The organism is Candidatus Omnitrophota bacterium (genome assembly GCA_028715415.1).
Taxonomy (GTDB): Bacteria; Omnitrophota; Gorgyraeia; order Gygaellales; family Profunditerraquicolaceae; genus JAQURX01.
In genome coordinates this window covers 19,586-45,458 of record JAQURX010000009.1, presented here as the reverse complement: position 1 = coordinate 45,458, position 25,873 = coordinate 19,586, and the positions used below count along the sequence as shown (strand labels likewise).

The following is a 25,873-nucleotide window of genomic DNA, read 5'->3' as shown; positions in this document are numbered from 1 at the left end:
AATGACAGCAAAAGAAATTTTACATAATACAGAAGAAAAGATGAAGAAGGCCTTAGAGTCAGTTACCCGCGAATTCTCCGAAGTTAGGACTGGCAGAGCAAGCCCGAATTTGGTTGAAGGGCTGCATGTAGATTATTATGGCACGCCTACACTTTTAAAGCAATTAGCTTCAATTTCCGCTCCCGACGCTCATTTGATTATAATTCAGCCTTGGGATGTAAGCGCCATACCGGAAGTTGAAAAGGCAATTTTAAAATCTAATTTAGGAATAACTCCTTCTAACGACGGTAAAGTAATTAGGTTGTCTGTCCCCCAATTATCAAAAGACAGGCGCGAAGAGATGGTTAAAGTAGCGCATAAAATGGCTGAAGAAGGAAGAGTTTCCCTTAGGACAATAAGAAGAGATGCCAAAGAGTCGGTTGAAAAATTAGAAAAAGATAAGGTAATCTCTGAAGATGATAGATTTCGTGGAATAGAAGAATTGCAAAAACTTGTAGATAAATATATCCTAAGAGTTGAAGAGATATTAAAGAGTAAAGAGAAAGAAATCTTAGGTTAATAAATTTGGGCCTCTAGCTCATCCGGTAGAGCAGCGGCTTTTTAAGCCGCGTGTGCCGAGTTCGAGTCTCGGGAGGCTCATTTAATTTTTCAAATGAGTCAATTTTTTCGCCTTTTAAGGGCGGGTGGTGGAACTGGCAGACACGATAGCCTTAGGAGCTATTGGGGCAACCCTTGGAGGTTCAAATCCTCTTCCGCCCATTTGTTTTTTAAAAAGTTTTTAAGTAACAACGAACAACGCGGGAGTGGCTCAGTTGGTAGAGCGTAACCTTGCCAAGGTTAATGTCGCGGGTTCGAATCCCGTCTCCCGCTTTTTCTTTCAAAATCATTATTGAAGAAGAATAATAAAGGAGAATTGTTATGCAGATAATGGATTTTTTGTCAAAGAAAGCAATAGTTACCGATATCAAGTCCACAAAGAAAGAAGACATTATCAAAGAATTGGTGGATGCTTTGATTAATTCGGGAGATATTGATAAGAAAAACCGCAACAAACTCATTGAGGCATTGATGAATAGGGAGTCTTTGGGCTCAACTGCTATTGGGCAAGGTATCGCTATTCCACATGCTAAATGCGATTGTGTTGATAAATTGATTGCTGCTTTTGGTCTCTCAAAAAAGGGTGTTGATTTTGACTCTCTTGATGGAGAACAGGCATATATTTTCTTTTTATTGGTCGCTCCTCAAGATTCCGCAGGTCCACATCTAAAGGCATTGGCTCGTATTTCGCGTTTATTAAAAGACAAATATTTTCGTGAAAGTTTACGCAATTGCGCTGACGATAAAAGTGTAGTAAAAATAATCACCGAAGAAGACGAAAAAAAGCTTTAAGAAAGTGCCGGTTAAATTATGGTAAAAAGAGTAAGCGGCATCTTTAAATGGTTGTATCCCGGTATAGGGATAAAGCGCTGGGTAGGCCTAAGCGCTTTCGGAGTTATTTTGCTAATTTTAGGCACTGCTTATCTGCGCAATGATGCATTTTGGCTGATCCAGATACTTGATGCAGGAATAGTTTTTTCGGGAATAATAATTTTAATTTTAGGTGTTAAAAGGCTTATTCGTTCCTTCTTTGCTGTAATAATGCCTTCTTCCAAAGATACCTCAGGCATAGTTGATATTTTATATAAGAAAAAGCATCTAAGCCGGGGGCCTAAGATTGTAACGGTTGGTGGTGGTACTGGTTTGTCTGTTTTGTTGATGGGTTTAAAGGAATATACATCCAATATTTCCGCAATCGTTACTGTTGCAGATGATGGAGGCTCAAGCGGCAGGCTTAGGCAGCAGTTTGATATTCTCCCTCCGGGTGATATACGTAATTGCCTTGTAGCGTTAGCAGATGCGCCTGTTTTGATGCGCGACTTATTTCAATTCCGGTTTGATAAGAATTCCGATCTTGCGGGGCATAGTTTCGGAAATCTTTTTATTACAGCGATGACCAGGTTAACCGGAGATTTTGAGAAGGCGATAAAGGAAACAAGTAAAGTCTTGGCTTTAAGAGGGCAGGTAATTCCTTCAACGTTAAGCAATGTAAATTTGGTAGCTTTGCATAAAGATGGCTCGAAGACTGAGGGAGAAGAAAAGATCCCTAAAGCTCTTAAGCCTATTGATAAGGTCTATCTTAATCCGGCTAATCCTCAAGCGACTCCCGAGGCTATAAAGGTTATTAATGATGCCCAGCTTATTATCTTGGGTCCGGGTTCTTTGTATACGAGTATTATACCGAATCTTTTAATAAAAGAAATTTCTGACGCTATCGCTGCTTCCAGTGCGATTAAAGTTTATGTTTGTAATGCTATGACTCAACCCGGAGAAACTGATGGATTTAGTGCATCCGACCATATTAAGACTCTTGTTACTCACAGTAGCCCGCGTATAATTGATTATTGTGTTGTAAATACCGGGGAGATTTCACAAGAGATACTTAAACGTTACGCTGAACAGGGTTCTTATCTTGTCGTTAATGATCGGAAAAAAATTGAGAATATGGGGTATCGTGTTATTGAAGACGATTTTGGCATAGTTGAAACAGATGTGGTTAGGCATGATCCCCAGAAATTAGCAAGAATTGTTTTAGGTTTAATTGAGGAAATTTAAGAATGCCGGTATTTAAAAAGAAGTTAACTGTACAGAATAAGCAAGGCCTGCACGCGCGGCCAGCTGCGCTATTTGTGCAGATTGCTAATAAATTTGACTCCCGCATTACTGTTAAACATGATGAAGAAGAGGTAAACGGGAAATCAATTATGGGTATTCTTATGCTTGGAGCTGAAAGAGGAAGCACTATCATTATCGAGGCAGATGGGATTGATGCAGAAGCTGCTTTAGGCGAGCTTGAAAAGATAATAGTAAGCGAGGAAGAAATATGATTCAGATAAAAGGTATAGCTGCGGCAAGCGGGATAAGTATTGCTCCTGCTTATAAAGTAGGCAGGGAGGAATTTGAGATCCCCAAGGAGGCAATCCGCGAGGAAGAAATACCTTTGCAGATACAGATTTTTGAAGAAGCCTTAATTAAAACCCGCAGGGAGATTATTGAGCTGCAGAAAAGAATCAGTGCCGAGATGGGGCAGGAGGAAGCTCAGATTTTTGACGCGCATCTTTTGGTTTTAGAAGACAGGATGCTTATTGAGGAAGTAATTTCTCGCCTAAAAAAAGAACAGGTAAATGTAGCGTATATATTTTCCGGAGTTTTAAAGAAATATATTGAGGTGTTCTCTAAGATTGAAGATGAGTATCTTAAGGAACGTATTTCAGACATTAATGATGTTGGTAAGAGAATTTTACGGCATCTTTTAGGAGGCAAGGAACGAGTCGGTTTAAGTGATTTAAAAGAAAAAGTAATTGTTGTTGCCCACGATCTTTCCCCTTCGGATACAGCGGCAATGCATAAGCAAAATGTAGCTGGCTTTGTAACTGATGTAGGAGGAAAGACGTCACACACTGCCATTATGGCAAAATCTTTGGAAATCCCGGCAGTCGTCGGAGTGGAAGACGCAACTCTTAAGATTAAGCCGCAGGATATATTAATAGTTGACGGAAGCACAGGGGTTATTATTATCAATCCCGATGAAGAGACTTTACGTTTCTATCAGAAGGAGGAGGAGAGGTTAAAAGGAGTCGCCGCAGGATTCATGTCGGCTAAGGACCTTGAGGCAGTTACCCTTGATGGAAAGAGGATTGAAATAACCGCAAACATAGAATTCCCTGATGAAGTTCCATCGGTAAAAATACATGGTGCGCAAGGGATTGGTTTGTATCGCACGGAATTCTTCTATATGAATAGAAAAGATGCCCCTACTGAAGAGGAGCACTATCAGGCTTATGAATATGTAGCGAAAGAAATGAATCCTTACCCTGTAATTATACGTACGCTTGATTTGGGCGGAGATAAATTCTTATCGCAATTCCAAGTCCCTCATGAGATGCAGCCGTTTCTTGGCTGGCGCGCTATCAGGTTTTGCCTTGCCCAGCCGGATACATTTAAGTTACAGTTGAGGGCGATATTGAGAGCTTCTGTGCATGGAAATCTAAAGTTAATGTATCCGATGATTTCTGGTATTGAAGAATTAAAACAAGCTAATAAGATATTAGAAGAAGCTAAGGAAGAATTAAGAAGTAAAGGAGTCCCATTTAATAACGATATCAAGGTTGGTGCTATGATTGAAGTTCCTTCAGCAGCTTTGACTGCTGATATTTTGGCACAGGAAGCGGATTTCTTTAGCATTGGAACAAATGATTTGATTCAGTATTCGCTTGCTGTCGACCGTGCAAATGAAAAGGTGGCTTACCTTTATGATCCTGCGCATCCAGCAGTATTAAGGCTTATAAAAAATATTGTTGATTCAGCTCATAATGCAAATATTAAAGTAGGGATGTGCGGAGAAATGGCAGGGGAGCCAAATTTTGCTTTGATACTTCTAGGATTGGGCCTTGATGAATTTAGTATGCCACCGCAAGTTATCCCCGAGTTAAAGTATATTATTCGTTCTGTTACTTTAAAGCAGGCCCAGGAGATTGCTTTGGAAGCCTTAAAGCTTTCTACAGGAAAAGAAGTTGAAGAATTCAGTCAGTTGAAAGTCAAAGAGATTTTAAAGTGAGAAGAAGCCTTTCTCTCGGCACTATAAATAAAATTGATAAATCGGGTTTATTGGATATTTTGTTGGATTTCCCCGTTCAGTGCAAAGTTGCAATAAGTATTGCGGATAAAGTTTCATTGCCTGCGAGTTTCAAGGATATTACTAAGGTTGTTTTTCTTGGTTCTGGCGGTTCAGCTATCGGCAGCGACCTTGTAAAGTCATATCTATATTTTGAAAGCAAGGTTTCTGTTTCGGTAATAAGGGATTATGATCCTCCGGCTTATATTGACAACAATACGCTTGTTTTTGTTGTAAGCTATTCAGGTAACACTGAAGAGACGCTGAGTGCTTACAAGAGTGCCGTAGAACTGGGTGGGAAAGTAATCGTTGTTTCTTCCGGTGGGTTACTAAAAGAATGTGCCTTAAGGGATAAGGAGGTGTTTATAGAAGTTCCGCCTAATATCCCTCCTAGATGCGGTCTTGGGTATTTAAGTATAATTCCTTTATGTATCTTGGCCAAACTTGGCTTAATTAAAGATGTTCGTGATGAAGTGATAAGGTTGTCTAGCGTTCTTGAATCATTACGGGATTTGAATCTTAATCCACATATAGGGCAAAAAGATAACATAGCCAAGCACATCGCTTTTAGATTATATAACAGGTTTCCGGTTATTTATGCTCCTTCAATTTACTTTGAGGCTTGTGCAGTGCGTTTTAAGGGGCAGCTTAACGAAAATTCAAAAGTTCTTGCGTCCAGCAATGTGTTCCCTGAAGTAAGCCATAATGAGATTATGGGGTGGCAAGCCGAAAGAAGAATATTAAAAAATGTTTCAGTAATTATGTTTAGGGATAATTTTATTAACCCGAGAATCTCAAAAAGAATGGATATTGTCCGGGATTTGATTCGTAAAAGAGGTGTTGAGGTTAATGAGATTCATAGTAGAGGAACGGAGCTGTTAAGTAGGATATTCTCTCTTGTTTATATTGGGGACTTTATTTCGTTTTACCTTGCGATTCTTCGCGGAATTGACCCAACGCCAATTGATAATATTAATTATCTAAAGCAGGAGCTTGCCAAGGGTAAGTTAAATTCATAAAATGAAAGCATTAATTTTAGCAGCAGGGTACGCAACAAGGCTTTATCCTTTAACAAAGGATTATCCAAAGCCTCTACTTCATATAGGCAAAAGGCCGATAATTGATTATATAGTAGATAGGTTGTCGCAAGTCCCTGAGATAGATGAAATTATTGTTGTGACAAATTCTAAGTTTATCCATCGTTTCCAGTCTTGGGCGGAAAAAATTAAAACCAAGAAAACCTTAAGCCTGGTTGATGATTTAACCAAGGATTTAACGGATAGAAGAGGTGCAATTGGGGATACATTTTTTGCTATAAAGGATAGAAAGATTAAGGATGATTTATTGGTTGTAGGTGGGGATAATATTTTTGATGGTTCATTAAGCGATTTTATTTCATTTGCAGAAAAGAATAAGCCTAGCCCCGTAATCGGTGCTTATGACATTGGTAAAAAGTCTTTTGCAAAAAAATACGGAGTGATTAAAGTAGATAAGGAAAACAAGATTATTGATTTTCAAGAAAAGCCAAAATTTCCTAAATCTACCTTAGTTGCAATGTGTTTATATTATTTTCCTGCTAAAGAGTTGAGGCTTATTAAGGAATATATGGATAGCCGTGTCAACAAGCATGATGCAACAGGCCTTTATATTGATTGGCTAAGAAAAAAAGTTTCAGTCTATGGTTTTGTATTTCGCGGCAGATGGTTTGATATTGGAGACTACAAGTATTATAATGAAGCTAAGGAAGAATTTGCTAATAATTAACCAGTTGTAAAGAAAGGGAGGAAACAGGTAAAATGCGTAAACATTTTTTTACTTCAGAGTCAGTTGGCGAGGGGCATCCGGATAAAGTATGCGATCAGATATCAGACGGTGTATTAGATGAAGTTTTGAAGCTTGATCCTAAGAAAGAAGTAAGTAGGGTTGCCTGTGAAACTTATGTTACGATGGGGCTTTTAATCGTTGGCGGTGAAATTACGACCAATGCCTATATAGATATACAGAAACTCGCGCGCAACATTATCAAAGAAATCGGCTATACTCATCCAAAGTACGGTTTTGATTATGAGACATGCGCAATTATCAATACTATTAATAGCCAGTCTCCTGATATTGCACAGGGTGTAAATACCGGTGGAGCAGGGGATCAGGGTATTATGTTTGGTTATGCCTGTAAAGAGACCGAGGAATACATGCCTCTTCCTATAATGTTAGCGCATAGATTAGTAAAGCGTATGGCGGATGTGCGTAGATCGAATACTTTAAAGTACTTAGGCCCTGATTCTAAATCTCAGGTGACAGTTGAGTACCACGATGGAGTTGCTAAACGAGTTGATTCTGTGGTAATGGCTTGCCAGCATACCGAGGATATTTTGGATAAGACGGGAAAAAATATCACTCAAAAGGCGCGGCAGGAGATGATTGAAGTTATTGCGCAGCCAATTTTAAAAGACTTGATTGATAAAGATACGAAATATTACGTTAATCAGACGGGAAAATTTGTTGTAGGCGGGCCTCAGTCTGACACCGGTATGACCGGAAGAAAGATTATTGTAGATACTTATGGTGGAAGCGTTCCGCATGGCGGAGGCGCTTTTTCCGGTAAGGATCCGACTAAGGTGGATAGATCAGCAGCCTATGCCTGTCGTTACATTGCAAAAAATATGGTAGCTGCGGGTTTAGCGGATAAATTCATGGTGCAGTTGTCTTATGTTATCGGCTATTCGGAGCCTTTATCTATTTACGTTGATACTTATGGCACTGGAAAGTTAACCGATGAAAGGTTAGTAAAGCTTATCAGAGAAAATTTTGAACTTACTCCTAGAGGGATAATTAGTTCTTTGGATTTACTGCAACCTATCTACAGAAAAACTGCCTGCTACGGGCATTTTGGAAGAGATGATTTTAAGTGGGAGAAAACAGATAAAGTAGCAGCATTAAAGAAAGCAGCAGCTAAATTATAATTAAATTAAAGAATTGAAAAATAGGAGAATTCATGGATTATGATGTCAAGGATATTAAGCTTGCAAAAAAAGGTATATTAAGGATTGAGTGGGCTTCAAATAATATGCCTGTTTTAGCACTAATTAGAGAGCGTTTTAAAAAAGAACAGCCTTTAAAAGGTTTAAAAGTCGCTGCTTGTTTGCATGTTACCACCGAAACCGGTGTTCTGATGGATGTTTTAAAACTAGGGGGTGCAGAAATATTTCTTTGCGCTTCCAATCCTTTATCAACTCAGGATGATGTCGCAGCTTCTTTAGCCAAGGATTTAAAAATAAATGTTTTCGCGATTAAAGGCGAAGATACAAAAACTTATTATAAACATATTGAATCAGTCTTAGCGGTTAAGCCTAATATTACTATGGATGATGGAGCTGATTTGGTTAGCGCAATTCATCAGCGTCCAGCTTCAGTCCATAGCAATATTATTGGTGGCACTGAAGAAACTACAACCGGCGTAATCAGATTAAGGGCGCTTGCTAATGAAGGTAAGCTGCGTTATCCGATTGTTGCGGTAAATGACGCGCAGACCAAGCATTTATTTGATAATCGTTATGGTACAGGGCAATCTACTCTTGACGGGATAATCAGGGCTACAAATAAATTAGTTGCTGGGAGTAATTTTGTGGTCTGTGGTTATGGCTGGTGCGGTAAAGGTGTTGCAATGCGCGCAAAAGGGATGGGTGCAAAAGTTATTGTGGTTGAGGTTGACCCATTGCGGGGCTTAGAAGCAACAATGGATGGCTTTGATGTCATGCCGATTAAGGATGCTGCTAAAGTCGGGGATATCTTTGTTACAGTTACCGGAGATATAAATGTAATAAGAGGAGAGCATTTCTCTTTAATGAAGGACGGAGCAATAGTTTCCAATTCCGGGCATTTTAATGTAGAGATTGATATTCCAGCGCTTGAAAAATTAGCAAAAAGCAAGAAAATCATCCGTGATTTTGTTGTTGAATATATTTTAGCTGATGGCCGCAAGATTTATTTGTTAGGTGAAGGCCGTTTGATCAATCTGGCTGCAGCAGAGGGGCACCCTGCTTCTGTTATGGACATGTCTTTTGCGAACCAGGCATTAAGTGCCGAATATATGAGTAAGAATTACAAGAAATTAAAGAAAGACGTTTATGTTGTCCCCAAAGAAATTGATGAAAGAATCGCAGACCTTAAACTAAGGTCTATGGGGATAAGAATAGATACATTGACCGATGAACAGAAAAAATATTTAGCAAGTTGGGAGATGGGGACCTGATGAAAAGGATAGCGGTTTTAACTACCGGAGGGGATGCCCCGGGAATGAATGCGGCGATCCGTTCGGTTGTCAGATACGGGATAAATAAGAAATTAGAAGTAATGGGTGTATCCCGTGGCTGGTGGGGTTTAATTAACGAAGAGGTGAAACTTTTTGACCATCGTTCTGTATCAGGGATTATTAATCTCGGCGGGACAATTCTTAAGACCGGCCGCTGCCCTGAATTTGCAACTGAAGAAGGCCAGAAAAAAGCATATGCAACCGTAAAAAAATTCGGTATTGACGGGCTTGTAGTCATTGGAGGAAACGGAAGTTTCGCTGCAGCGCATTTATTCGGGACAAAATATAATCTGCCTTGTATCGGGATACCTGCTTCAATTGATAATGATGTTAACGGGATAGATTATACGATAGGAGCAGATACTGCGATAAATACAGCGCTTAATGCAATAGATAATATACGTGATACATCCACTTCAATGGAGCGGGTTTTTGTTGTAGAGGTTATGGGAAGGGAATGTGGTTTTATCGCGCTTGCTGTTGCACTTGGGGGAGGTTGTGAAGATGTAATTATACCCGAGAGGAAATTTGATATAGAAGTAATGTGCCATGAAATTGTAGAGGGGAATATCCGGGGGAAGATAAGTTGGATTATTGTTGTTGCAGAAGGAGCGGGGCATGCAGCTGACATTGCCAAGAAAATCACCGAGATAACTTCTCTTGAAACAAGAACAGTTGTGTTGGGTCACATACAAAGAGGCGGAAAGCCAACAGCGGTTAGCCGTGATTTGGCGCTTAGGCTTGGTAAGGCTGCGGTTGATGCTTTATTAAATGGTGAACGCGATAAAGCAGTGGGATTATACTGCAGCAAGGTAGTTGCTGTAGATTTGGAAGTTGCGATACAAAAAAAGAAATATGAAGTTGAAAATATATATAATTTAATTAAACAGTTAACTTAAAAAGAATAAAGGGGAGGTAGATTTAAGATGGGGAGAAGGCCTTTGGATGTAGAAAAAATAGCAATGGATTTAATAATGACTGATGATGTTGCGAAGAAGAAAGCATTATCAAAGAAAATACTTGATATCGCTTATAAAAATGGAGTTTATCCGGCGAGTATCCATGAATTTTATATGGCAAGAGGTAAGGGTGAATTTAGCGGGTTTACAGTGCCTGCGATAAATTTAAGAAGTATGACTTATGATTTGGCACGCGCTTTATTTAGAACAGGTAAGAAGAATAACACTAGTGCATTTATTTTTGAAATTGCCAAGTCTGAAATGGGCTATACCAACCAGATTCCTCAGGAATATTCTGCAGTTGTGCTGGCAGCAGCTCTTAAAGAAGGGCACAAGGGCCCTGTTTTTATTCAGGCGGACCACACTCAGGTTAATGCAAAGAAATATAAGGAAGACCCGGAGAAGGAATTGGAGGCTTTAAAAGCATTAATTAAAGACGCTGTTGAAGCAGGGTTTTATAACATTGATATTGATTCTTCAACTGTAGTAGATTTGTCAAAGACCGATATTAAAAAGCAGCAGCTACTTAATTATGAAATTTGTGCAAAGCTTACTCAATTTATCCGCCAGATCCAGCCGCGAGGGATTGAGGTTTCAGTCGGCGGTGAAATCGGTGAAGTAGGGCATCAGAATTCAACTCCCGAAGATTTGCGCGCATTTATGGACGGGTTTAAAGAAAAATTACGTAAAGGAAGAATCGGGATAAGCAAGATCAGCATTCAAACAGGTACTTCACATGGCGGAGTAGTCTTACCTGATGGCTCAATAGCTACTGTTGCGCTTGATTTTAATACATTAAAGACAATTTCTGAACTTGCGAAAAAAGAATATGGCTTAGCCGGTGCAGTTCAGCATGGCGCTTCAACTTTGCCGGACGAAGCATTCCATAAATTCTCAGAATCTGATGCTGCAGAAGTGCATTTAGCAACAGGTTTTCAGAATATGATGCTTGATAGTGAATATTTTCCTAAAGACCTGAAAGCAAAAATGTATGATTGGTTAAAGATAAATGCTGCCTCAGAAAGAAAAGAAGGCGAAAGCGATGAGCAGTTTTTCTATAAGGCACGTAAAAAAGCACTTGGGCAATTCAAGAAAGACATAATGAGTTTGCCTAATGATGTGCGTGGAAAGATTGCTGCCCAGATAGAGGCGAAGTTTGATTTTCTATTTAAGCAATTGAACAATGTTAATAATAAAGAATTGGTTGATAAATATACAGTTTTAAAACGCGTTATTGTGCGTAAGCCTATTGAAGATTCCGGGGTAGTTCATGACGGAGAAGGTGCTGATTAGTTTTATCCACAAGGAGATTTAATATGCGTTCAGATAAAATTAAAAAAGGTGTTGAGAGGATTCCGCATCGCGCATTATTGCATGCAACCGGTTTATCAAGAAAAGATTTAGATAGGCCATTTATTGGGATTGCTACATCTTTTACTGATTTGATTCCCGGCCATGTTGGTATGCGGGACCTTGAGCGTTTTATTGAACGCGGCGTTTGCTATGGCGGAGGCGTACCTTTTCTGTTTGGTGTGCCTGGTATCTGCGACGGGCTTGCTATGGGGCATTTGGGGATGTGTTATCCTCTGGCTCTTCGTGAAATTGTTGCTGATACAATTGAAACAGTCTGTAATGCGCATCAATTAGACGGCATAGTTTGTCTTACTAATTGCGATAAAATTACTCCCGGTATGCTTATGGGTGTTGCGCGCTTAAATATTCCAGCGATTATTGTTACTGCAGGACCAATGCTTTCAGGACGCTACAAACAAAGAAAGCTTGCTTTTGTGCATGATACTTTTGAAGCTGTTGCCTTGGCAAAACAAGGTAAGATTTCTCCGGAAGAAGTAGTTTGTCTTGAGCAGGAAGCATGTCCGGGCGCTGGTTCTTGCCAGGGGTTATATACAGCAAATACCATGGCATGTTTAACCGAAACTATGGGTATGTCATTACCCGGATGCGGCACTGCTTTAGCAGCCTCTGCAAAAAAGCGCAGGATTGCACAGGCAAGCGGAGAACGCATTGTTGAATTGGTGAAAAAAGATATTAAGCCGCTTGATATTATTACCAAGCAATCTATAGAGAATGCAATTGTAGTTGATATGGCATTAGGTGGCTCAAGTAATACAGTCTTGCATTTAATGGCTATTGCCCATGAGGCAGGAGTAGATTTTGATTTAAAATCATTTGATAAAATCGGCAAAACTACCCCGCATATCACTTCTTTAGAGCCGGTGGGAGCTCATTATATGGAAGACTTGGAATATGCAGGAGGGATTCCCGCTGTTCTTAAGAGGTTAAAGAGCAAATTAAATAATACATTAACATTAAGCGGTAAAAAAGTATATGATATCGCGGATTCTGCGGAAATTTATGATGAAGATGTGATTCGTCCGTTTAACAAAGCATATCATAAAGAAGGCGGGCTTGCGATTTTATTTGGTAATATTGCTCCTGATGGCGCAATCGTAAAGCAGGCAGCAGTGAATGCAAAGATGATGAAGTTTACTGGCAAAGCCGTTGTGTTTAATCAGGAAGAAGAAGCAATGCAGGCAATCCTTAATGGGAAAATCAAAGGCGGCGAGGTTATAGTTATCCGCTATGAAGGCCCAGCAGGAGGGCCTGGTATGCGTGAGATGTTAGCGCCTACTTCAGCAATTGTTGGTATGGGGTTGACTGATTCAGTTGCTTTAATTACTGATGGACGCTTCTCTGGAGGGACAAAAGGCCCTTGTATAGGGCATGTTTCTCCTGAGGCAAAATCGGGCGGGCCCATTGCTATATTAAAAGACGGTGATATAATCACAATTGATATTACGAATAGAAAAATAGACGTAAAATTGACGAATACAGAAATTCAAAAAAGATTAAAGGCTTGGAAACCGATTGAGCCAAAGATTAAAAAAGGATATTTGGCGCGTTATTCAAGATTAGTTTCTTCAGCGGATAAAGGTGCGGTATTAAAATGACAGGTGCACAAATATTAATTGAGTGTTTGAAGCGTGAAGGCGTTGAGGTGATTTTTGGTTACCCGGGCGGACAGGTTTTGCCTTTGTTTGATAAGCTTTATGATTCAGATATTAAGTTTATCCTGGTGCGCCATGAGCAAGGTGCAGCGCATGCTGCTGATGGCTATTCTCGCGCAACCGGAAAAACTGGAGTTTGCCTTGCAACCAGCGGGCCCGGAGCAACTAATCTTACTACTGGTATTGCCAATGCTTATATGGATTCAATCCCAATGGTGGCAATTACGGGCCAAGTTAAAAGCTTTCTTATCGGTAATGACGCTTTTCAGGAGGCTGATGTTACAGGTATAACACGCCCGATTACAAAGCACAATTATTTAGTTAAAGATATTAAGGATTTGGCAAGGACTGTACGGGAAGCTTTTTTGATTGCTTCAACTGGCAGGCCCGGCCCGGTTTTAATTGATATTCCTTCTGATGTGCAGCTTCAGGATACGGAATTTATCTGGCCCGAGGAAGTAGAAATTAAAGGTTATAAGCCAACGCTTTTTGGGCATCCCGGTCAAATTAAAAAAGCAGCTAAATTTATTGTTAACGCAAAAAAGCCTGTAATTTATGCAGGTGGCGGGATAATTACTTCGGGTGCTCATCGGGAATTAAAGGCTTTAGCAGAAAAGATTCAAGCCCCGGTAACCTGGACTTTAATGGGTATTGGATGTTTTCCGGCGACAAACGAGTTGTCTTTGGGTATGCTTGGTATGCATGGGACAGCCTATGCAAATCATGCAATTACCGAGGCTGATTTAATTATCGCAGTTGGTGCTCGTTTTGATGACCGCGTTACCGGTAGAACTGATACATTCGCGCCTGGAGCAAAAGTAATCCATATTGATATTGACCCATCCTCTATAAGCAAGAATATCCGGGTGGACATCCCGATTGTAGGAGATGCTAAAAATATCCTTGGAGAATTATTAGAAGAGATAAAGAAGAAAGCCGATACTTCAGCTTGGCTTAAGACAATAGATGGTTGGAAGAAAAAATTCCCTCTTAAATATAAAGATAGCGCGGGTATTATTAAGCCGCAGTATGTTATTGAACAACTTTGGGATTTGACCAAGGGAGACGCAATTATTACAACTGAAGTCGGGCAAAACCAGATGTGGGCAGCGCAATGGTATAAATATATTAAGCCACGCACTTTTCTCTCAAGCGGGGGATTAGGCACAATGGGTTTTGGTTTTCCTGCTGCAATGGGAGCAAAGATTGGATGCCCGGAAAAGCAAGTTATTGATATAGCGGGGGACGGTTCAATCCAGATGAATATCCAGGAGCTCGCTACTTGTGTGTGTAATAAGATAAATGTAAAGGTGGTTATTTTGAACAACGGTTATTTAGGAATGGTGCGGCAGTGGCAGGAGCTCTTTTATAAGAGACGTTATTCTGGCGTGTGTATCACGAGCCCTGATTTTGTAAAATTAGCAGAGAGTTATAATGCAGTTGGGATGCGTGTAACTAAAAAAGAAGACGTGCGAGCTGCTTTAGAGAAAATGCTTAAAATAGAAAATACTGTTTTCGTTGATTTTCATGTTGAGCCTGAAGAGAATGTGTTTCCGATGGTTCCGGCAGGCGAAGCAATCAATAAGATGTTAGAGGGGTTAGCATAATGAAACATACAATTTCGGTTTTAGTTGAGAATAAGTTTGGAGTCCTTGCCAGGATTTCAGGTTTATTTAGCGCTCGAGGATATAATATTTCTTCTTTGGCAGTCAGCGAAACGCTTGATCCGTCAATTTCTTATATGACCATAGTAGTTGACACTAAAGATGAGCAGATTTTAGAGCAGATTAAAAAGCAGTTAAATAAACTTATTGATGTTATCACAATAACGGATTTTACCAAGAAAGAACATGTGGAGAGAGAGCTTGTGTTGGCTAAAGTAAACTGTGCCCAGAAGGATAAGGCTAAATTGGAAGCTGTTTTAAAAAAATATATCGCTAAAGTAATCCAATTTAAAAATAATGTTGCGATTATTGAAGCAGTTGGCGAGCAGGAACAAATTCAAGCACTTTTAACTGTAGTAGCGAAATTTGGTGTTAAGGAATTAATTAGAACTGGTAAGATTGCGATAGAAAGATAAAAAAGGAGAGACAAAAATGGCAAAGATTTATTATGACAAGGATGCGGATTTGAATTTATTAAAAGATAAGAAAATTGCAATTATTGGTTATGGAATTCAAGGCCGGGGACAAAGTTTGTGCTTACGTGATTCAGGCCTTAATGTAATTGTTTCTGAAATGCCCGGAACTCCGAATTTTGAGCAGGCAATTAAGGATGGTTTTAAACCGGTATCAGCAACTGAGGCAGCTGCTGCAGCCGACATTATCCAGATTTTAACCCAGGATCATGTTCAGGCTAAGGTTTATAATGAAAGCATCAAGCCAAATTTGAAAAAAGGTAAAGCACTTTGTTTTTCGCACGGGTTTAATATTCGTTTTAAACAGATTAAACCTCCGAAAAACGTAGATGTTTTTATGGTTGCTCCTAAAGGACCCGGTGCATTGGTGCGTAAAATGTATGAAGAGGGCAAAGGAGTTCCTTCACTAGTTGCAGTTTATCAGAATGCAAGCGGCAAAGCGCTTGACATTGCTTTAGCTTATGCAAAAGGCATTAAAGCAACTACAGCGGGAGTAATTGAAACAACATTTGAAGAAGAAACTGAAACTGATTTGTTTGGCGAGCAGGCTGTTCTTTGCGGAGGAGCCTCTGAATTAATCAAGGCAGGTTTTGATACTTTGATTGAAGCAGGTTATCAGCCGGAGATCGCTTATTTTGAAGTTTTGCATGAGTTAAAACTAATTACTGACTTAATCCAGGAAAGAGGGATTTCCGGGATGAGGCGTGGAGTTTCAAACACAGCTTGTTATGGAGATTTAAGCCGCGGCCCAAGAATAATTACCGAAAGAACCCGCAAAGAAATGAAAAAGATATTAAAAGAAATTAAATCCGGCAAATTCGCCAAAGAGTGGATTAAGGAAAATGAAGAAGGCAGGCCGAATTTTAATAAATTAATTAAAGCAGGCGATGAGCATCTGATTGAGAAGGTTGGAAAGCAACTTCGTGAAATGATGCCATGGATGAAGAAGTAATTATAAGTTTCAAGTTTCAGGTTTCAGGTTGCAGGATAAACTATGGAAAAAATATTAATATTTGATACGACGCTTCGCGACGGAGAACAAGCCCCGGGTGCGTCCCTTAACCAAGCGGAGAAGCTGGAAATTGCATATGCGCTCGCAAGCCTTGGAGTAGATGTAATTGAGGCAGGTTTTCCCATTTCTTCAAAAGGAGATTTTGAGGCGGTTAAGGCAGTTGCAAAATCAATTAAGGGTTCTATTATTTGCGGTTTGGCAAGAGCCATTAATAGTGATATAGACGCAGCCTGTCAGGCGGTTAAATACGCCAGGCATCCGCGTGTGCATGTTTTCTTGGCAACTTCTAAGATACATATGAAGTATAAGTTGAAGAAGGCCGAGGATGAGATTTTGCGCCTTGCTATCAATTCTGTTAAATACGCAAAGAAAAAATGTTTTGATGTAGAGTTTTCTCCGGAAGACGCTTCCCGCACGGAAAGAGAATTTCTTTTTAAGGTTGTGGAGGCTGTTATTGCTGCCGGAGCGACAACGGTTAATATCCCTGATACTGTTGGATACACTGAGCCTCAGGAATACGGCTCATTGATTTCTGCGATAAAAGAGAATGTCCCGAATATTGACAATGCGGTTATTTCAGTGCATTGCCATAATGATTTAGGGTTAGGGGTTGCAAATTCTTTGGAGGCAATAAAGAATGGGGCGCGCCAGGTTGAATGCACGGTTAATGGGATAGGAGAGCGCGCGGGAAATGCTTCCATGGAAGAGATTGTAATGGCAATTGCAACCCGCAAAGATATCTTTTCTGGCCTGACTACGAACATAAATAAAAAAGAAATTTATAAGACTTCGCGTTTGGTTAGCAAGCTTACAGGTTTTGTTATCGCCCCTAACAAGGCAATCGTCGGAACAAATGCTTTTCGGCATGAATCAGGTATACATCAGGATGGAGTCCTTAAAGAACGCTCTACTTATGAAATTATCCGTCCGGAAGACGTTGGTTTCTATGGAGAAGGCTTGGTTTTAGGGAAACATTCCGGAAGGCATGCGTTTAACGAGAGATTAAAGGCTCTTGGTTTTAAGCTTTCCGATACTCAGCTTGAACGGGCCTTTGAACGTTTTAAACTGCTAGCTGATAAAAAGAAGAATATATTTGATGACGATTTAATTACAATAGTTGAAGAGGAGATTAGAGTAATAAAGCCTCTTTGGCAATTAAATAGCTTCCGTGTTGACTCCGGTACCGACCTTTCTCCTCAGGCAATAGTAAAGCTAAAGAAAAAAGGCAAGATTATGGAAGGCTCTTCTTCTGGAGACGGTCCGGTGGATGCTTGTTTTAAGGCTGCTGATAAAATTGCCGGAATAAAAGGAGAGTTGCTTGATTACCGACTTGAAGCAGTTACAAGAGGAAAAGACGCAATCGGCGAGGTAAATCTCCGTGTTAAAATAAAGAATAAAGAATTCTCTGGCAGAGGGTCAAGTACCGATATAATTGAGGCTTCTATTTTGGCTTACCTAAACGCAGTCAATAAATATGCTGTCTAAAAAAATTGGAATAAAGCTTTTTCTTATTTTTGGTTTTGTTTCCCTTTTTTTAATCTTTAAATTTCAAGGAGTTTTAAAAGATAAGGGCGGATTTAGCCTTGAGAAAGCGAAAATTAATTTTGATAATTTTTTTGCGAAAGCAAATCCAAACCTTGAAAGAAAACGACCGGTAGCATTTAGTGAAAGGGAATCCGAGTTGCAATCCTATTTCGGAGAACCATTTACTGATTTTACAAGAGAAGAATGGAGCCAGTTTTGGAATTTGATGTACGGTTTATTTCCTAAAGAGCCCGCAGGTAAGCCGGGGCTTCCCAATAAAATGAGGCAGTTAACCGAAGATGAAATAACCAGTGAATTAATTTCACTCTATCCACAGCCTTTTCTTATGTACCAAGATTCTCATTGGAGTAGTTTATACCAAGTCATCTTTAAAAAATGACCCCGCAAGATAAACAAATTTACGGATTAATAGGAAATCCTGTAAAACACAGCTTGTCTCCTGCCATGCATAATGCCGCTTTTAAGGCATTAAAAATAAATGCAGAATATCAATTATTTGAACTAAAACCGGAAGAAATAAAAAAATTTATCTCGGAGTTAAACAAGATCAATATTTCCGGGCTTAATATTACTGTGCCTTATAAGGAACAAATAATCCCTTTCTTAAGTTTGTTGTCCGATGAAGCAAAATTAATTGGTGCGGTCAATACAATCAAAGTTTCAGGAAATAAATTAGCAGGCTTTAATACTGATGCCCCGGGATTTATTATGCATCTTACAAAAGACTTAAAGTTCTCTCCTCAAGGAAAATCGGTTTGTATTATCGGCGCAGGAGGCGCAGCAAAGGCAGTTACAGTTTCTTTGGCAAATGCAAAAGTAAAATCGATTTCAATCTTTGATATTGACAGTAAAAAAATGGACGCTTTAGTCAGCCAACTAAGAAATAATTTTAAGGCAATTAAGATAAATTCAGCTTCTTCGATAGATAGCCTTGGCATAAAGGAATGTGATTTATTGGTTAATACGACACCTATAGGGATGAGGGAGAATGATCCTTGTCTTGTTAGAGAGGAGCTTATCCATAAAGATTTATTGGTTTACGATGTAATCTATAATCCTAAAGAAACAAAATTATTAAAGCTTGCTAAGGAAAAGGGCGCAAGATTTTCTAACGGGTTAGGGATGCTTTTATACCAAGGAGTAGCTGCTTTTGAGATTTGGACTGAAGGCAAGGCCCCAGTCGAAATAATGAGAGCAGCTTTAGAAGAAGGAGTTAAGAAATTATGATAGCAAAAATAGTTGTTTTCCTTTTTGGCTCAATTATCGGAAGCTTCTTAAATGTATGTATCCATCGTATGCCGCTTGGTGAATCGGTTGTTTGGCCGCGTTCGCATTGCCCTCAGTGCAAGAAGAGAATCCCCGGGTACGATAATATCCCATTCTTAAGCTTCTTGTTTTTAGGCGGCAAATGCCGGTTTTGCAAAAAGAGAATTTCTTTGCGTTATCCATTAGTAGAGCTGCTAAGTGCTGCAACCTTTTTAACTTTTTATAATATCCATGGCTTAAGTTATGAGTTCTTTTTTTATTCAATCTTTGTCTGTGCTTTGATTATCGCGACATTCGTAGATATAAAACACCGTATAATCCCTGATGAAATCTCTGTCGGAGGGATAATTATCGGTTTTATATTAAGTTCGGTTAAAGGTTTTTCGCTTGCGCCACTTACTTGGAGTTGGGCGCCCCTGCGTAATTCTCTTTTGGGTATTATTATAGGAGGCGGTATTATTTATTTAACCGGTTTTCTTTTTGACGTAGTCTATTTTAAGCTTTTAAAGAAACCCCCTATTCAGGGTGAAACAGAGTCTATGGGCGGGGGAGATGTGAAGCTTTTAGCGATGATCGGCGCTTTCCTTGGATGGAAATTAGCTTTGATTACCTTCTTCTTAGCGCCTTTCTTAGGGATAATAATTGGCGTCTATAATCTTTTGTTAAAAAAAGACCATACTATTCCTTATGGCCCATTTTTGTCAATAGCGGCAGTCATTTCAATATTCTACGCAGATAAAATAATTGCTACGTTTTTTATGCACTAATTTAAAAGATGACGCAAGAGACTAAATATGAGTATCTTCTTGCCACAAAATCACAGGAAAAGTGGAAGAAGATTGGTTTAAGTAAGAGAGTGGGAGTTGTAGCCCCGATTTTCTCGCTTTGTTCAAAACAAAGCCAAGGCATTGGCGACCTTAATGATTTAAAGCTCCTAGTTGACTGGGCAGCTAAATCCGGTAATTCAATTATTCAACTCTTGCCGATGAATGAGTTAGGGGGAGTATTCTGCCCTTATGATTCGGTAAGCTCCTTTGCTTTGGAGCCTTCGTATATTTGCCTTAAGGATAAATTCCTTCCTAAAAATAAAACAATCCTTGCGAGAATAGATGCACTTTCAAAAAATTTTCCTTCCACAACTTCCAATGTAGATTACGGGGTAAAGAAGGAGAAATTAGATTTACTCTGGGAGATTTTTTCTATAAATGGAGTTATGGATGCCGTGAAATTTAATAAATTTCAGGAAGCAAATTCCTATTGGCTTTTTGATTTCGCGCTTTATAAAGCATTAAAGAGTAGTCACGGCGAAAGCGCTTGGTATGATTGGGATCCGGGTTACAGAGATAGGAATAAAGAGTCGTTGGATAGTTTTTATAAAGCCCATGAAAAAGAAATTACTTTTCAGATGTGGCTGCAGTGGATTCTTTTTGAGCAATTCCAGGATTTAAAAGATTATGCTGCCTTAAAGAATATTCTTATAAAGGGCGACCTCCCGATCTTGGTTTCCCGCGACAGCGCTGATGTCTGGCAGCAGCCGCATTTTTTTAAGCTTGATTTTGCAGCAGGCGCTCCGCCTGATATGTATTGCGCAAAGGGCCAGCGTTGGGGGATGCCGACTTATAATTGGGAAAAGATTGAACAGGATGGTTTTAGGTATCTTAAAGAAAGGTTAAAATACGCTGAGAATTTTTATGACATTTTAAGGATTGACCACGTGGTTGGTTTATTTAGGATTTGGAGTATTCCTTATAATGATCCAAAAGAAAATCAGGGTTTGCATGGATCTTTTGACCCGAGTGATGAGAGTAAATGGTGCGGGCAGGGCAAGAAGATTCTAAATGTGATGCTCGATTCAAGCAAGATGGCTTTGTGCGCCGAAGATTTAGGGACAATACCAAAGTGTTGCACTGACACATTGAAAGAATTAGGAATTCCCGGAAATGATGTGCAGCGCTGGGTAAAGGATTGGAGTGTTAAACACGATTTTCTTATGCCGCAAGACTACAGGGCGCTTTCAGTTGCCATGCTTTCAACGCATGATACGACAAACTGGTCAGCTTGGTGGAAATATGAGGCAGGCACAGTTGATGAAGCATTATTCGTAAGAAAATGTAATGACAGAGGGATTGATTTTAGTTATGCAAGGGATAATCTTTTTGATTTAAATCTATCTTGTCATGGAAGGCTGCGCTGGCTTGATAGCATTGATTCAGTAGATGCGCTTTTGCATGTACTAGCTAAGCCGAGAGAGAAGGTGGGGGATTTTATAAGTTTATATCTTGATACTTATCAGGAGAAAGAAAAGCTCTGGAGCATTTTAGAGATGCCGGGAAAGATGCAGGAAGATGCCGGTAATGAATTAATTTATGCTGCTTTAAACTTTACCTTAGAATCCCAGGCAATATTTTGTATCCAGTTAATTACAGACTGGCTAAGTATTGCGGGAATCTTTAAGGGCGACCCCTACCAATACAGGATTAATACTCCGGGAATTATCAGCAATAAAAACTGGTCCATGCGCCTTCCGATTTCATTGGATGATTTGCTCCGGCACCACGTTACCGGCGAAATCAAGAAGATGGTTGTTGATTCGAATAGGGTTTAATGAATCTGCCGTCTTTTCTCGCTCAAGGTAGATTTTGCCCCTTCGGGGCCGCCAAAGGTCTTTCGCATTTCGGTGGCTGCTGAACTCGCGCCTCGTGCTCTCACTCGGCGCTCGAACAGCATCGCCATCCCGATATTGCCGCGCCCTGTCGGTCGCGGCATCGGGATTCCCTCAATGCTCAAGCTGCTTTGCCTAAAATCGACATTCGCTCGAAAAGCCGCCAGATTCATTTAAAAATAATAGGGACGGTTCTGGTTTTTACTACTCCAAGCACTAAAAACGCTTGGGGTTTTTGTTTGGTATTGCAAGAGATTTAGCGGATGCCTTTGCTTGGTTCGCAGCAGGGCTTCCGGAAATTCGAGCGGGCAAGGTTGCCCCGCTAAATAGAATGTAGGCAGAGCGAGAATTTTCGAGAGTGAGCCAGCCACGCTGGGGCTGGCGAACGTCCCTGCGAGAAGCAAGCAAAGGCAGACGCAAAGAGATAATAATTGAGAATTTTGAGTTTGGAGAGTATAATTAACCACTATGTCAAACATTAAAGGTTCGGAATATTATATTTCTAATAAAATAGGCAAGGCTATCGGGGATTATGATATGATCCAGGATGGCGATAAGATTGCTGTTGCTGTCTCCGGTGGCAAAGACAGTCTGACACTGTTAAAAGTGATGCAGGATAGGATGAGCTTTGTCCCGGTTAAGTATGATTTAATGGCGCTGCATATAGACCAGGGTTATCCTAAGTCCTGTGCAAAGGCGCTTGAGAAATATTTTAAGAAAATCGGCGTTAAATATCATATTGAAAAAGTTGATGTCTTGAAAAAGACTAAGAAGAAAGATATAAACTGTTTTTGGTGCTCATGGAATAGAAGAAAGGCTTTATTTGAGCAGGCAGATAAATTTGGTTTTAATAAGATTGCCTTGGGGCATCATTTTGACGACATTATCCAGACTATTCTCTTAAACTTATTTTTTCAGGGTGAAATTTCCGCAATGGCGCCAAAGCAGGAATTATTTAAAGGAAAAATTACCTTAATCCGTCCGCTTGCCTATGTTGAAGAGCGCCAGGTAAGGCGATTTATAGAAGACGCAAAGATTTCTACTTTTGACTGCATCTGCCCGAATTACCACACTTCAAGCCGCACAAAGATAGCCCGTATTATCGCTGACCTGCAAAAAGTCTGCCCCGATGTAAAGAAAAACATCTTCCGGTCAATTAAGCGCATAAAGAAAGATTATTTGCTTTAAGAACGATTAGCTCGGTGGTATAATAAGCCCATGATTTGGATAATTGTGGTAATATTTGCTTTAGGGCTAACTGTAGTTGTATTCCTTGTGATGAAGATTTCCCAGCAAGTGAATTCACAGCTTAGCTCTATGAATAACCAGCTTAATCAGAGGCTGAAAGATACCTCTGACGCCTTGGCAGTTGCGAATCGCACAGTCGGCGAAAGGCTGGACTCTGCGACAAAAGTTTTTGGTGATGTGCAAAAAAGTTTAGGCCGCCTTGAAGAAACCCACAAGCAGATTTACGAAATTAGCAAAGATATAACCAGCTTGCAGGATCTTTTGCGCGCCCCTAAATTTAGAGGTGAGATGGGGGAGACTCTGCTTGGTAAATTACTAGAAGATATCCTGCCTAAAGAAAACATAAAGCTCCAGCATAGATTTAAAAGCGGCGATATTGTGGATGCTGCCATTATCATAGGGAAAAACATTATTTCAATTGATGCAAAATTCCCTTTGGAAAATTTTCGTAAGTTTCAAGATGCTGTTACTGATGAGGAGCGTAAGCTAACGAACCGGGTATTTTTGCGTGATGTAAAAAACCGCATTGATGAAGTAGCCTCAAAATATATCCTTCCGGATGAAGGGACGTTTGATTTTGCGCTTATGTATATCCCGGCAGAAGCTGTCTACTATCATATTTCTAAGGATGAAGAGCTTAGCATATATTCAAAATCTAAAAAGGTAGTTTTTGTTTCTCCAAATACTTTCTACGCGTATTTGCAGGCTATTCTTTACGGTTTGCGCGGAATAAATATCCAGCGCGATATTCAGAAAATATTCTCAGAGCTTGGGAGCCTGCGCGTTGATATTAATAAATTTCAGGAAGATTTTGACCTGGTAGGCGGTCATTTAACCAACGCAGCAAAGAAATATAATGACGCAAGGACTAAGCTTACCCAGCTAAGCGATAAAATCATATCAACGGTTGAGAGAAAGCAGATTGAGTCAAAAGAGGAGGTTAAAGAAAATGTGTAATGAAAACATAAGGACAAACCCCGGATTAGTAGCAGTTCTCTCTTTTATATTTAGCGGCTTAGGGCAGATTTATAATGGGCAAATCTTTAAAGGTATTTTGATTATGATGATTTCTGCTATTGGTATTATGTTTTTGGTTTCCGGCAGTATTCTTATTGCGTTTCTTCTTTTGGGAAAGATTCTGGGTTTAAAAATTCTAGTTACTGGTGTTGTTTTGTTTTTGCTTGGTTTAACTATTTGTGCAATGGCAGGGATATATAGCATACTTGATGCATACCGCACTGCTGCAAGAAAATGATTATAAGTGTCCGCGTCATCCCCCGGGCAAGCAGGAACCTGGTCAAGGAAGAAGGCGATAAATTAAAAGTTTATCTTACTAAACCAGCGCAGGAAGGGCTTGCAAACCATAAACTTATTGAGTTATTGTCTGAGCACTTCAAAATTAAGAAATATAATATTAAAATAATTAAAGGGCTTACCAGCAGGGAAAAGCTAGTTGAAATCAATGGTTAATGCCCCTCTTTTAGAGAATCAAATCTTAGTTTGCGCAACAAGTAACAGGCAACACGGGAATACGTCGTTATTTTATCAAAACATAGAGCATTCGCTTGATAACCGAAAAGGTTTTTTAGAAACATTAGGCATTGATTATAGAGATTTAGTTTGCGCTAAACAAATCCATTCAAATAAAGTTGTCTATGTAACTGAAGAAGATAGGGGAAAGGGAGCTTTAACCTACGATTCATCAATCCCCGATACGGATGCTTTTATTACCGATATCAAGAAGTTACCTTTAGCAATATTTACTGCGGATTGTTTGTGTGTTTCTTTGTTTGATTCGTCCAGGCCTTCAGTAGGGATTGTACACGCCGGATGGAAAAGCACCAAAGAAAACATAGTATTAGAAACTATTAGATTAATGCAAGAGAAGTTTGATGCGCAGCCAAAGAATCTTTCTGCAAGCTTTAGCCCCGCAATAAGAAATTGTTGCTATGAGGTAGGAAAGGATTTTGGAGGGGCTTTGATTGAAAGAGATGGGCGTTTTTATTTTGATTTAATTAAGGCTAATAAAGAACAGCTCTTGGCCGCAGGATTAAGCTCTGGCAATATTTTTGATTCTGGGATCTGTACTTCTTGCCGGAATAATGAATATTTTTCTTATCGCAAAGAACGCGATAAGAGCGCAAGAATGCTTTCAGTAATAATGTTAAAATAGTCAGAGAGGCTAATGTGGGAAAATATTCTTTAGAATTTATTTTGACTACCTACGGATCAACGCAGGAAACAGTGGGAAATTCTCTTAAAGAATTCGCGGAAGAGTTAGAGGTAAGCGAGATTAAGAATGAGGAATTCACAAAAAGCTGTAATTTTAAGGTAACAGCAAAAACTCTTGATCCGACATTGATATTTGATGTCTGTTCTCAATTTGGCAGGATTAAGGAAATTAAAATTAACGAAGAATAAAGCTAAGGGAGGGAATGGTTATGGCAAAAATACTGGTAATTTATTACTCTCGCTCAGGAAATACAAAGAAGATGGCTGAGTTAGTAGTTGAAGGAATTAAAAAAGAAGGGGTTGAAGCAGTAATTAAAGATGTGTCAGGCGTAGCAGTCGATGAATTATTGAAAGTTGAGGGGATAATCATCGGTTCGCCTACCTATTATGGGACAATGTCAGCTGAAATAAAAAAGCTTTTTGATGATACGGTTAAAATTCATGGAAAGTTAGAAGGAAAAATCGGAGCTGCTTTTTCCTCAAGCGCAAATGTCGGAGGCGGCAATGAGACAACCGTTTTGGATATTTTAAAGGCAATGTTAATCCATGGGATGGTTATTCTTGGGGATTCCCAGGGAGATCATTACGGTCCTGTTGCGATAGGTTCACCCGACTCAAGAAGCACAAAAGAATGTATTAGGCTTGGAGAAAGAACAGCGCAGTTAGTAAAAAAGCTTTGTAAGTAATTTCGTGTAAATTTTTCCAGCGGGTCCTGCCGCCGATCCACCCCACCGTGCTCGCCCACTGCGCCCGGTGGGGTGCC

The 25,873-nt window shown here is 39.7% G+C and carries 27 protein-coding genes and 3 tRNA genes; all 30 read left to right on the top strand.

All coding sequences use genetic code 11. The annotated features are described in order from the left end of the window. Position 1 precedes the first annotated feature (1 nt). The 30 genes from frr to PHO70_05030 all read left to right on the top strand — a co-directional run bounded on the left by frr (position 2) and on the right by PHO70_05030 (position 25,796). Complete coding sequence (frr, locus tag PHO70_05175; GenBank protein ID MDD5432360.1) at positions 2 to 559, top strand: ribosome recycling factor; 558 nt, start codon at positions 2 to 4, stop codon at positions 557 to 559. A gap of 7 nt (positions 560 to 566) precedes the next feature. Next, positions 567 to 639 (top strand) — tRNA-Lys (locus PHO70_05170). Between the two features lie 38 nt (positions 640 to 677). Then, positions 678 to 759 (top strand) — tRNA-Leu (locus PHO70_05165). 38 nt (positions 760 to 797) lie between these two features. Further along, positions 798 to 870: transfer RNA gene (locus tag PHO70_05160), tRNA-Gly, on the top strand. A gap of 48 nt (positions 871 to 918) precedes the next feature. Then, the gene (locus tag PHO70_05155; protein ID MDD5432359.1) at positions 919 to 1,389 is read left to right on the top strand and encodes a PTS sugar transporter subunit IIA; all 471 of its coding nucleotides are present in this window, start codon (positions 919 to 921) and stop codon (positions 1,387 to 1,389) included. 18 nt (positions 1,390 to 1,407) lie between these two features. Then, entirely contained in the window at positions 1,408 to 2,652 is a 1,245-nt protein-coding gene (gene yvcK, locus PHO70_05150; protein ID MDD5432358.1) for a uridine diphosphate-N-acetylglucosamine-binding protein YvcK, read from the top strand. A 2-nt stretch (positions 2,653 to 2,654) separates the two neighbouring features. Next, positions 2,655 to 2,924 carry an HPr family phosphocarrier protein gene (locus tag PHO70_05145; protein MDD5432357.1) on the top strand — a complete coding sequence of 90 codons (270 nt, stop codon included), beginning with the start codon at positions 2,655 to 2,657 and terminating at the stop codon, positions 2,922 to 2,924. Further along, on the top strand, positions 2,921 to 4,654 hold the full coding sequence (ptsP, locus tag PHO70_05140) for a phosphoenolpyruvate--protein phosphotransferase (protein MDD5432356.1): 1,734 nt from the start codon (positions 2,921 to 2,923) through the stop codon (positions 4,652 to 4,654). Before PHO70_05145 ends, ptsP begins: the two co-directional genes overlap by 4 nt. Beyond that, positions 4,651 to 5,730 carry a bifunctional phosphoglucose/phosphomannose isomerase gene (locus PHO70_05135; GenBank protein ID MDD5432355.1) on the top strand — a complete coding sequence of 360 codons (1,080 nt, stop codon included), beginning with the start codon at positions 4,651 to 4,653 and terminating at the stop codon, positions 5,728 to 5,730. The genes ptsP and PHO70_05135 overlap by 4 nt, the downstream gene beginning before the upstream one ends. A gap of 1 nt (position 5,731) precedes the next feature. Beyond that, positions 5,732 to 6,475: a nucleotidyltransferase family protein gene (locus PHO70_05130; protein MDD5432354.1), complete on the top strand. Its 744-nt coding sequence runs from the start codon at positions 5,732 to 5,734 to the stop codon at positions 6,473 to 6,475. A 32-nt stretch (positions 6,476 to 6,507) separates the two neighbouring features. Further along, entirely contained in the window at positions 6,508 to 7,674 is a 1,167-nt protein-coding gene (gene metK / locus PHO70_05125; GenBank protein MDD5432353.1) for a methionine adenosyltransferase, read from the top strand. Between the two features lie 32 nt (positions 7,675 to 7,706). Beyond that, the gene (gene ahcY, locus PHO70_05120) at positions 7,707 to 8,963 is read left to right on the top strand and encodes an adenosylhomocysteinase (protein ID MDD5432352.1); all 1,257 of its coding nucleotides are present in this window, start codon (positions 7,707 to 7,709) and stop codon (positions 8,961 to 8,963) included. Beyond that, positions 8,963 to 9,922 carry a 6-phosphofructokinase gene (gene pfkA / locus PHO70_05115; protein MDD5432351.1) on the top strand — a complete coding sequence of 320 codons (960 nt, stop codon included), beginning with the start codon at positions 8,963 to 8,965 and terminating at the stop codon, positions 9,920 to 9,922. Before ahcY ends, pfkA begins: the two co-directional genes overlap by 1 nt. 27 nt (positions 9,923 to 9,949) lie before the next feature. Then, on the top strand, positions 9,950 to 11,275 hold the full coding sequence (locus PHO70_05110; GenBank protein ID MDD5432350.1) for a class II fructose-bisphosphate aldolase: 1,326 nt from the start codon (positions 9,950 to 9,952) through the stop codon (positions 11,273 to 11,275). A gap of 23 nt (positions 11,276 to 11,298) precedes the next feature. Next, entirely contained in the window at positions 11,299 to 12,951 is a 1,653-nt protein-coding gene (ilvD, locus tag PHO70_05105; protein MDD5432349.1) for a dihydroxy-acid dehydratase, read from the top strand. Then, on the top strand, positions 12,948 to 14,615 hold the full coding sequence (gene ilvB / locus PHO70_05100; GenBank protein ID MDD5432348.1) for a biosynthetic-type acetolactate synthase large subunit: 1,668 nt from the start codon (positions 12,948 to 12,950) through the stop codon (positions 14,613 to 14,615). Before ilvD ends, ilvB begins: the two co-directional genes overlap by 4 nt. Beyond that, a complete protein-coding gene (gene ilvN / locus PHO70_05095; protein ID MDD5432347.1) occupies positions 14,615 to 15,088 on the top strand; it encodes an acetolactate synthase small subunit in 474 nt (157 codons plus the stop codon). The genes ilvB and ilvN overlap by 1 nt, the downstream gene beginning before the upstream one ends. 16 nt (positions 15,089 to 15,104) lie before the next feature. Further along, on the top strand, positions 15,105 to 16,097 hold the full coding sequence (ilvC, locus tag PHO70_05090; GenBank protein MDD5432346.1) for a ketol-acid reductoisomerase: 993 nt from the start codon (positions 15,105 to 15,107) through the stop codon (positions 16,095 to 16,097). A gap of 42 nt (positions 16,098 to 16,139) precedes the next feature. Next, on the top strand, positions 16,140 to 17,642 hold the full coding sequence (locus PHO70_05085; protein ID MDD5432345.1) for a 2-isopropylmalate synthase: 1,503 nt from the start codon (positions 16,140 to 16,142) through the stop codon (positions 17,640 to 17,642). After that, positions 17,632 to 18,081: a hypothetical protein gene (locus tag PHO70_05080; GenBank protein MDD5432344.1), complete on the top strand. Its 450-nt coding sequence runs from the start codon at positions 17,632 to 17,634 to the stop codon at positions 18,079 to 18,081. Before PHO70_05085 ends, PHO70_05080 begins: the two co-directional genes overlap by 11 nt. Continuing rightward, positions 18,078 to 18,929: a shikimate dehydrogenase gene (locus PHO70_05075; protein MDD5432343.1), complete on the top strand. Its 852-nt coding sequence runs from the start codon at positions 18,078 to 18,080 to the stop codon at positions 18,927 to 18,929. Before PHO70_05080 ends, PHO70_05075 begins: the two co-directional genes overlap by 4 nt. Continuing rightward, positions 18,926 to 19,735 carry a prepilin peptidase gene (locus tag PHO70_05070; protein MDD5432342.1) on the top strand — a complete coding sequence of 270 codons (810 nt, stop codon included), beginning with the start codon at positions 18,926 to 18,928 and terminating at the stop codon, positions 19,733 to 19,735. Before PHO70_05075 ends, PHO70_05070 begins: the two co-directional genes overlap by 4 nt. Before the next feature lie 8 nt (positions 19,736 to 19,743). Then, positions 19,744 to 21,573 (top strand): 4-alpha-glucanotransferase, encoded by a 1,830-nt coding sequence (gene malQ, locus PHO70_05065; protein ID MDD5432341.1) that lies wholly within the window; start codon positions 19,744 to 19,746, stop codon positions 21,571 to 21,573. 525 nt (positions 21,574 to 22,098) lie between these two features. Then, positions 22,099 to 22,818, top strand: coding sequence for an ATP-binding protein (locus PHO70_05060; GenBank protein MDD5432340.1), 720 nt, complete (start codon positions 22,099 to 22,101; stop codon positions 22,816 to 22,818). Between the two features lie 30 nt (positions 22,819 to 22,848). After that, positions 22,849 to 23,835, top strand: coding sequence for a DNA recombination protein RmuC (locus tag PHO70_05055; GenBank protein MDD5432339.1), 987 nt, complete (start codon positions 22,849 to 22,851; stop codon positions 23,833 to 23,835). Then, positions 23,828 to 24,133: a hypothetical protein gene (locus PHO70_05050; protein ID MDD5432338.1), complete on the top strand. Its 306-nt coding sequence runs from the start codon at positions 23,828 to 23,830 to the stop codon at positions 24,131 to 24,133. Before PHO70_05055 ends, PHO70_05050 begins: the two co-directional genes overlap by 8 nt. Next, positions 24,130 to 24,348, top strand: coding sequence for a DUF167 domain-containing protein (locus PHO70_05045; GenBank protein MDD5432337.1), 219 nt, complete (start codon positions 24,130 to 24,132; stop codon positions 24,346 to 24,348). The genes PHO70_05050 and PHO70_05045 overlap by 4 nt, the downstream gene beginning before the upstream one ends. Further along, positions 24,341 to 25,051, top strand: coding sequence for a peptidoglycan editing factor PgeF (pgeF, locus tag PHO70_05040; GenBank protein ID MDD5432336.1), 711 nt, complete (start codon positions 24,341 to 24,343; stop codon positions 25,049 to 25,051). The genes PHO70_05045 and pgeF overlap by 8 nt, the downstream gene beginning before the upstream one ends. A 14-nt stretch (positions 25,052 to 25,065) precedes the next feature. Further along, positions 25,066 to 25,299 (top strand): hypothetical protein, encoded by a 234-nt coding sequence (locus PHO70_05035; protein ID MDD5432335.1) that lies wholly within the window; start codon positions 25,066 to 25,068, stop codon positions 25,297 to 25,299. A 20-nt stretch (positions 25,300 to 25,319) separates the two neighbouring features. Beyond that, on the top strand, positions 25,320 to 25,796 hold the full coding sequence (locus PHO70_05030) for an NAD(P)H-dependent oxidoreductase (protein ID MDD5432334.1): 477 nt from the start codon (positions 25,320 to 25,322) through the stop codon (positions 25,794 to 25,796). Positions 25,797 to 25,873 lie beyond the last annotated feature (77 nt).

Excerpts from the sequence above, each read along its gene's own strand:
- frr (MDD5432360.1), top strand. The coding sequence starts at position 2 with ATGACAGCAAAAGAAATTTTACATAATACAGAAGAAAAGATGAAGAAG.
- PHO70_05155 (MDD5432359.1), top strand. The coding sequence starts at position 919 with ATGCAGATAATGGATTTTTTGTCAAAGAAAGCAATAGTTACCGATATC.
- yvcK (MDD5432358.1), top strand. The coding sequence starts at position 1,408 with ATGGTAAAAAGAGTAAGCGGCATCTTTAAATGGTTGTATCCCGGTATA.
- PHO70_05145 (MDD5432357.1), top strand. The coding sequence starts at position 2,655 with ATGCCGGTATTTAAAAAGAAGTTAACTGTACAGAATAAGCAAGGCCTG.
- ptsP (MDD5432356.1), top strand. The coding sequence starts at position 2,921 with ATGATTCAGATAAAAGGTATAGCTGCGGCAAGCGGGATAAGTATTGCT.
- PHO70_05130 (MDD5432354.1), top strand. The coding sequence starts at position 5,732 with ATGAAAGCATTAATTTTAGCAGCAGGGTACGCAACAAGGCTTTATCCT.
- metK (MDD5432353.1), top strand. The coding sequence starts at position 6,508 with ATGCGTAAACATTTTTTTACTTCAGAGTCAGTTGGCGAGGGGCATCCG.
- ahcY (MDD5432352.1), top strand. The coding sequence starts at position 7,707 with ATGGATTATGATGTCAAGGATATTAAGCTTGCAAAAAAAGGTATATTA.
- pfkA (MDD5432351.1), top strand. The coding sequence starts at position 8,963 with ATGAAAAGGATAGCGGTTTTAACTACCGGAGGGGATGCCCCGGGAATG.
- PHO70_05110 (MDD5432350.1), top strand. The coding sequence starts at position 9,950 with ATGGGGAGAAGGCCTTTGGATGTAGAAAAAATAGCAATGGATTTAATA.
- ilvD (MDD5432349.1), top strand. The coding sequence starts at position 11,299 with ATGCGTTCAGATAAAATTAAAAAAGGTGTTGAGAGGATTCCGCATCGC.
- ilvB (MDD5432348.1), top strand. The coding sequence starts at position 12,948 with ATGACAGGTGCACAAATATTAATTGAGTGTTTGAAGCGTGAAGGCGTT.
- ilvN (MDD5432347.1), top strand. The coding sequence starts at position 14,615 with ATGAAACATACAATTTCGGTTTTAGTTGAGAATAAGTTTGGAGTCCTT.
- ilvC (MDD5432346.1), top strand. The coding sequence starts at position 15,105 with ATGGCAAAGATTTATTATGACAAGGATGCGGATTTGAATTTATTAAAA.
- PHO70_05085 (MDD5432345.1), top strand. The coding sequence starts at position 16,140 with ATGGAAAAAATATTAATATTTGATACGACGCTTCGCGACGGAGAACAA.
- PHO70_05080 (MDD5432344.1), top strand. The coding sequence starts at position 17,632 with ATGCTGTCTAAAAAAATTGGAATAAAGCTTTTTCTTATTTTTGGTTTT.
- PHO70_05075 (MDD5432343.1), top strand. The coding sequence starts at position 18,078 with ATGACCCCGCAAGATAAACAAATTTACGGATTAATAGGAAATCCTGTA.
- PHO70_05070 (MDD5432342.1), top strand. The coding sequence starts at position 18,926 with ATGATAGCAAAAATAGTTGTTTTCCTTTTTGGCTCAATTATCGGAAGC.
- malQ (MDD5432341.1), top strand. The coding sequence starts at position 19,744 with ATGACGCAAGAGACTAAATATGAGTATCTTCTTGCCACAAAATCACAG.
- PHO70_05060 (MDD5432340.1), top strand. The coding sequence starts at position 22,099 with ATGTCAAACATTAAAGGTTCGGAATATTATATTTCTAATAAAATAGGC.
- PHO70_05055 (MDD5432339.1), top strand. The coding sequence starts at position 22,849 with ATGATTTGGATAATTGTGGTAATATTTGCTTTAGGGCTAACTGTAGTT.
- PHO70_05050 (MDD5432338.1), top strand. The coding sequence starts at position 23,828 with ATGTGTAATGAAAACATAAGGACAAACCCCGGATTAGTAGCAGTTCTC.
- PHO70_05045 (MDD5432337.1), top strand. The coding sequence starts at position 24,130 with ATGATTATAAGTGTCCGCGTCATCCCCCGGGCAAGCAGGAACCTGGTC.
- pgeF (MDD5432336.1), top strand. The coding sequence starts at position 24,341 with ATGGTTAATGCCCCTCTTTTAGAGAATCAAATCTTAGTTTGCGCAACA.
- PHO70_05030 (MDD5432334.1), top strand. The coding sequence starts at position 25,320 with ATGGCAAAAATACTGGTAATTTATTACTCTCGCTCAGGAAATACAAAG.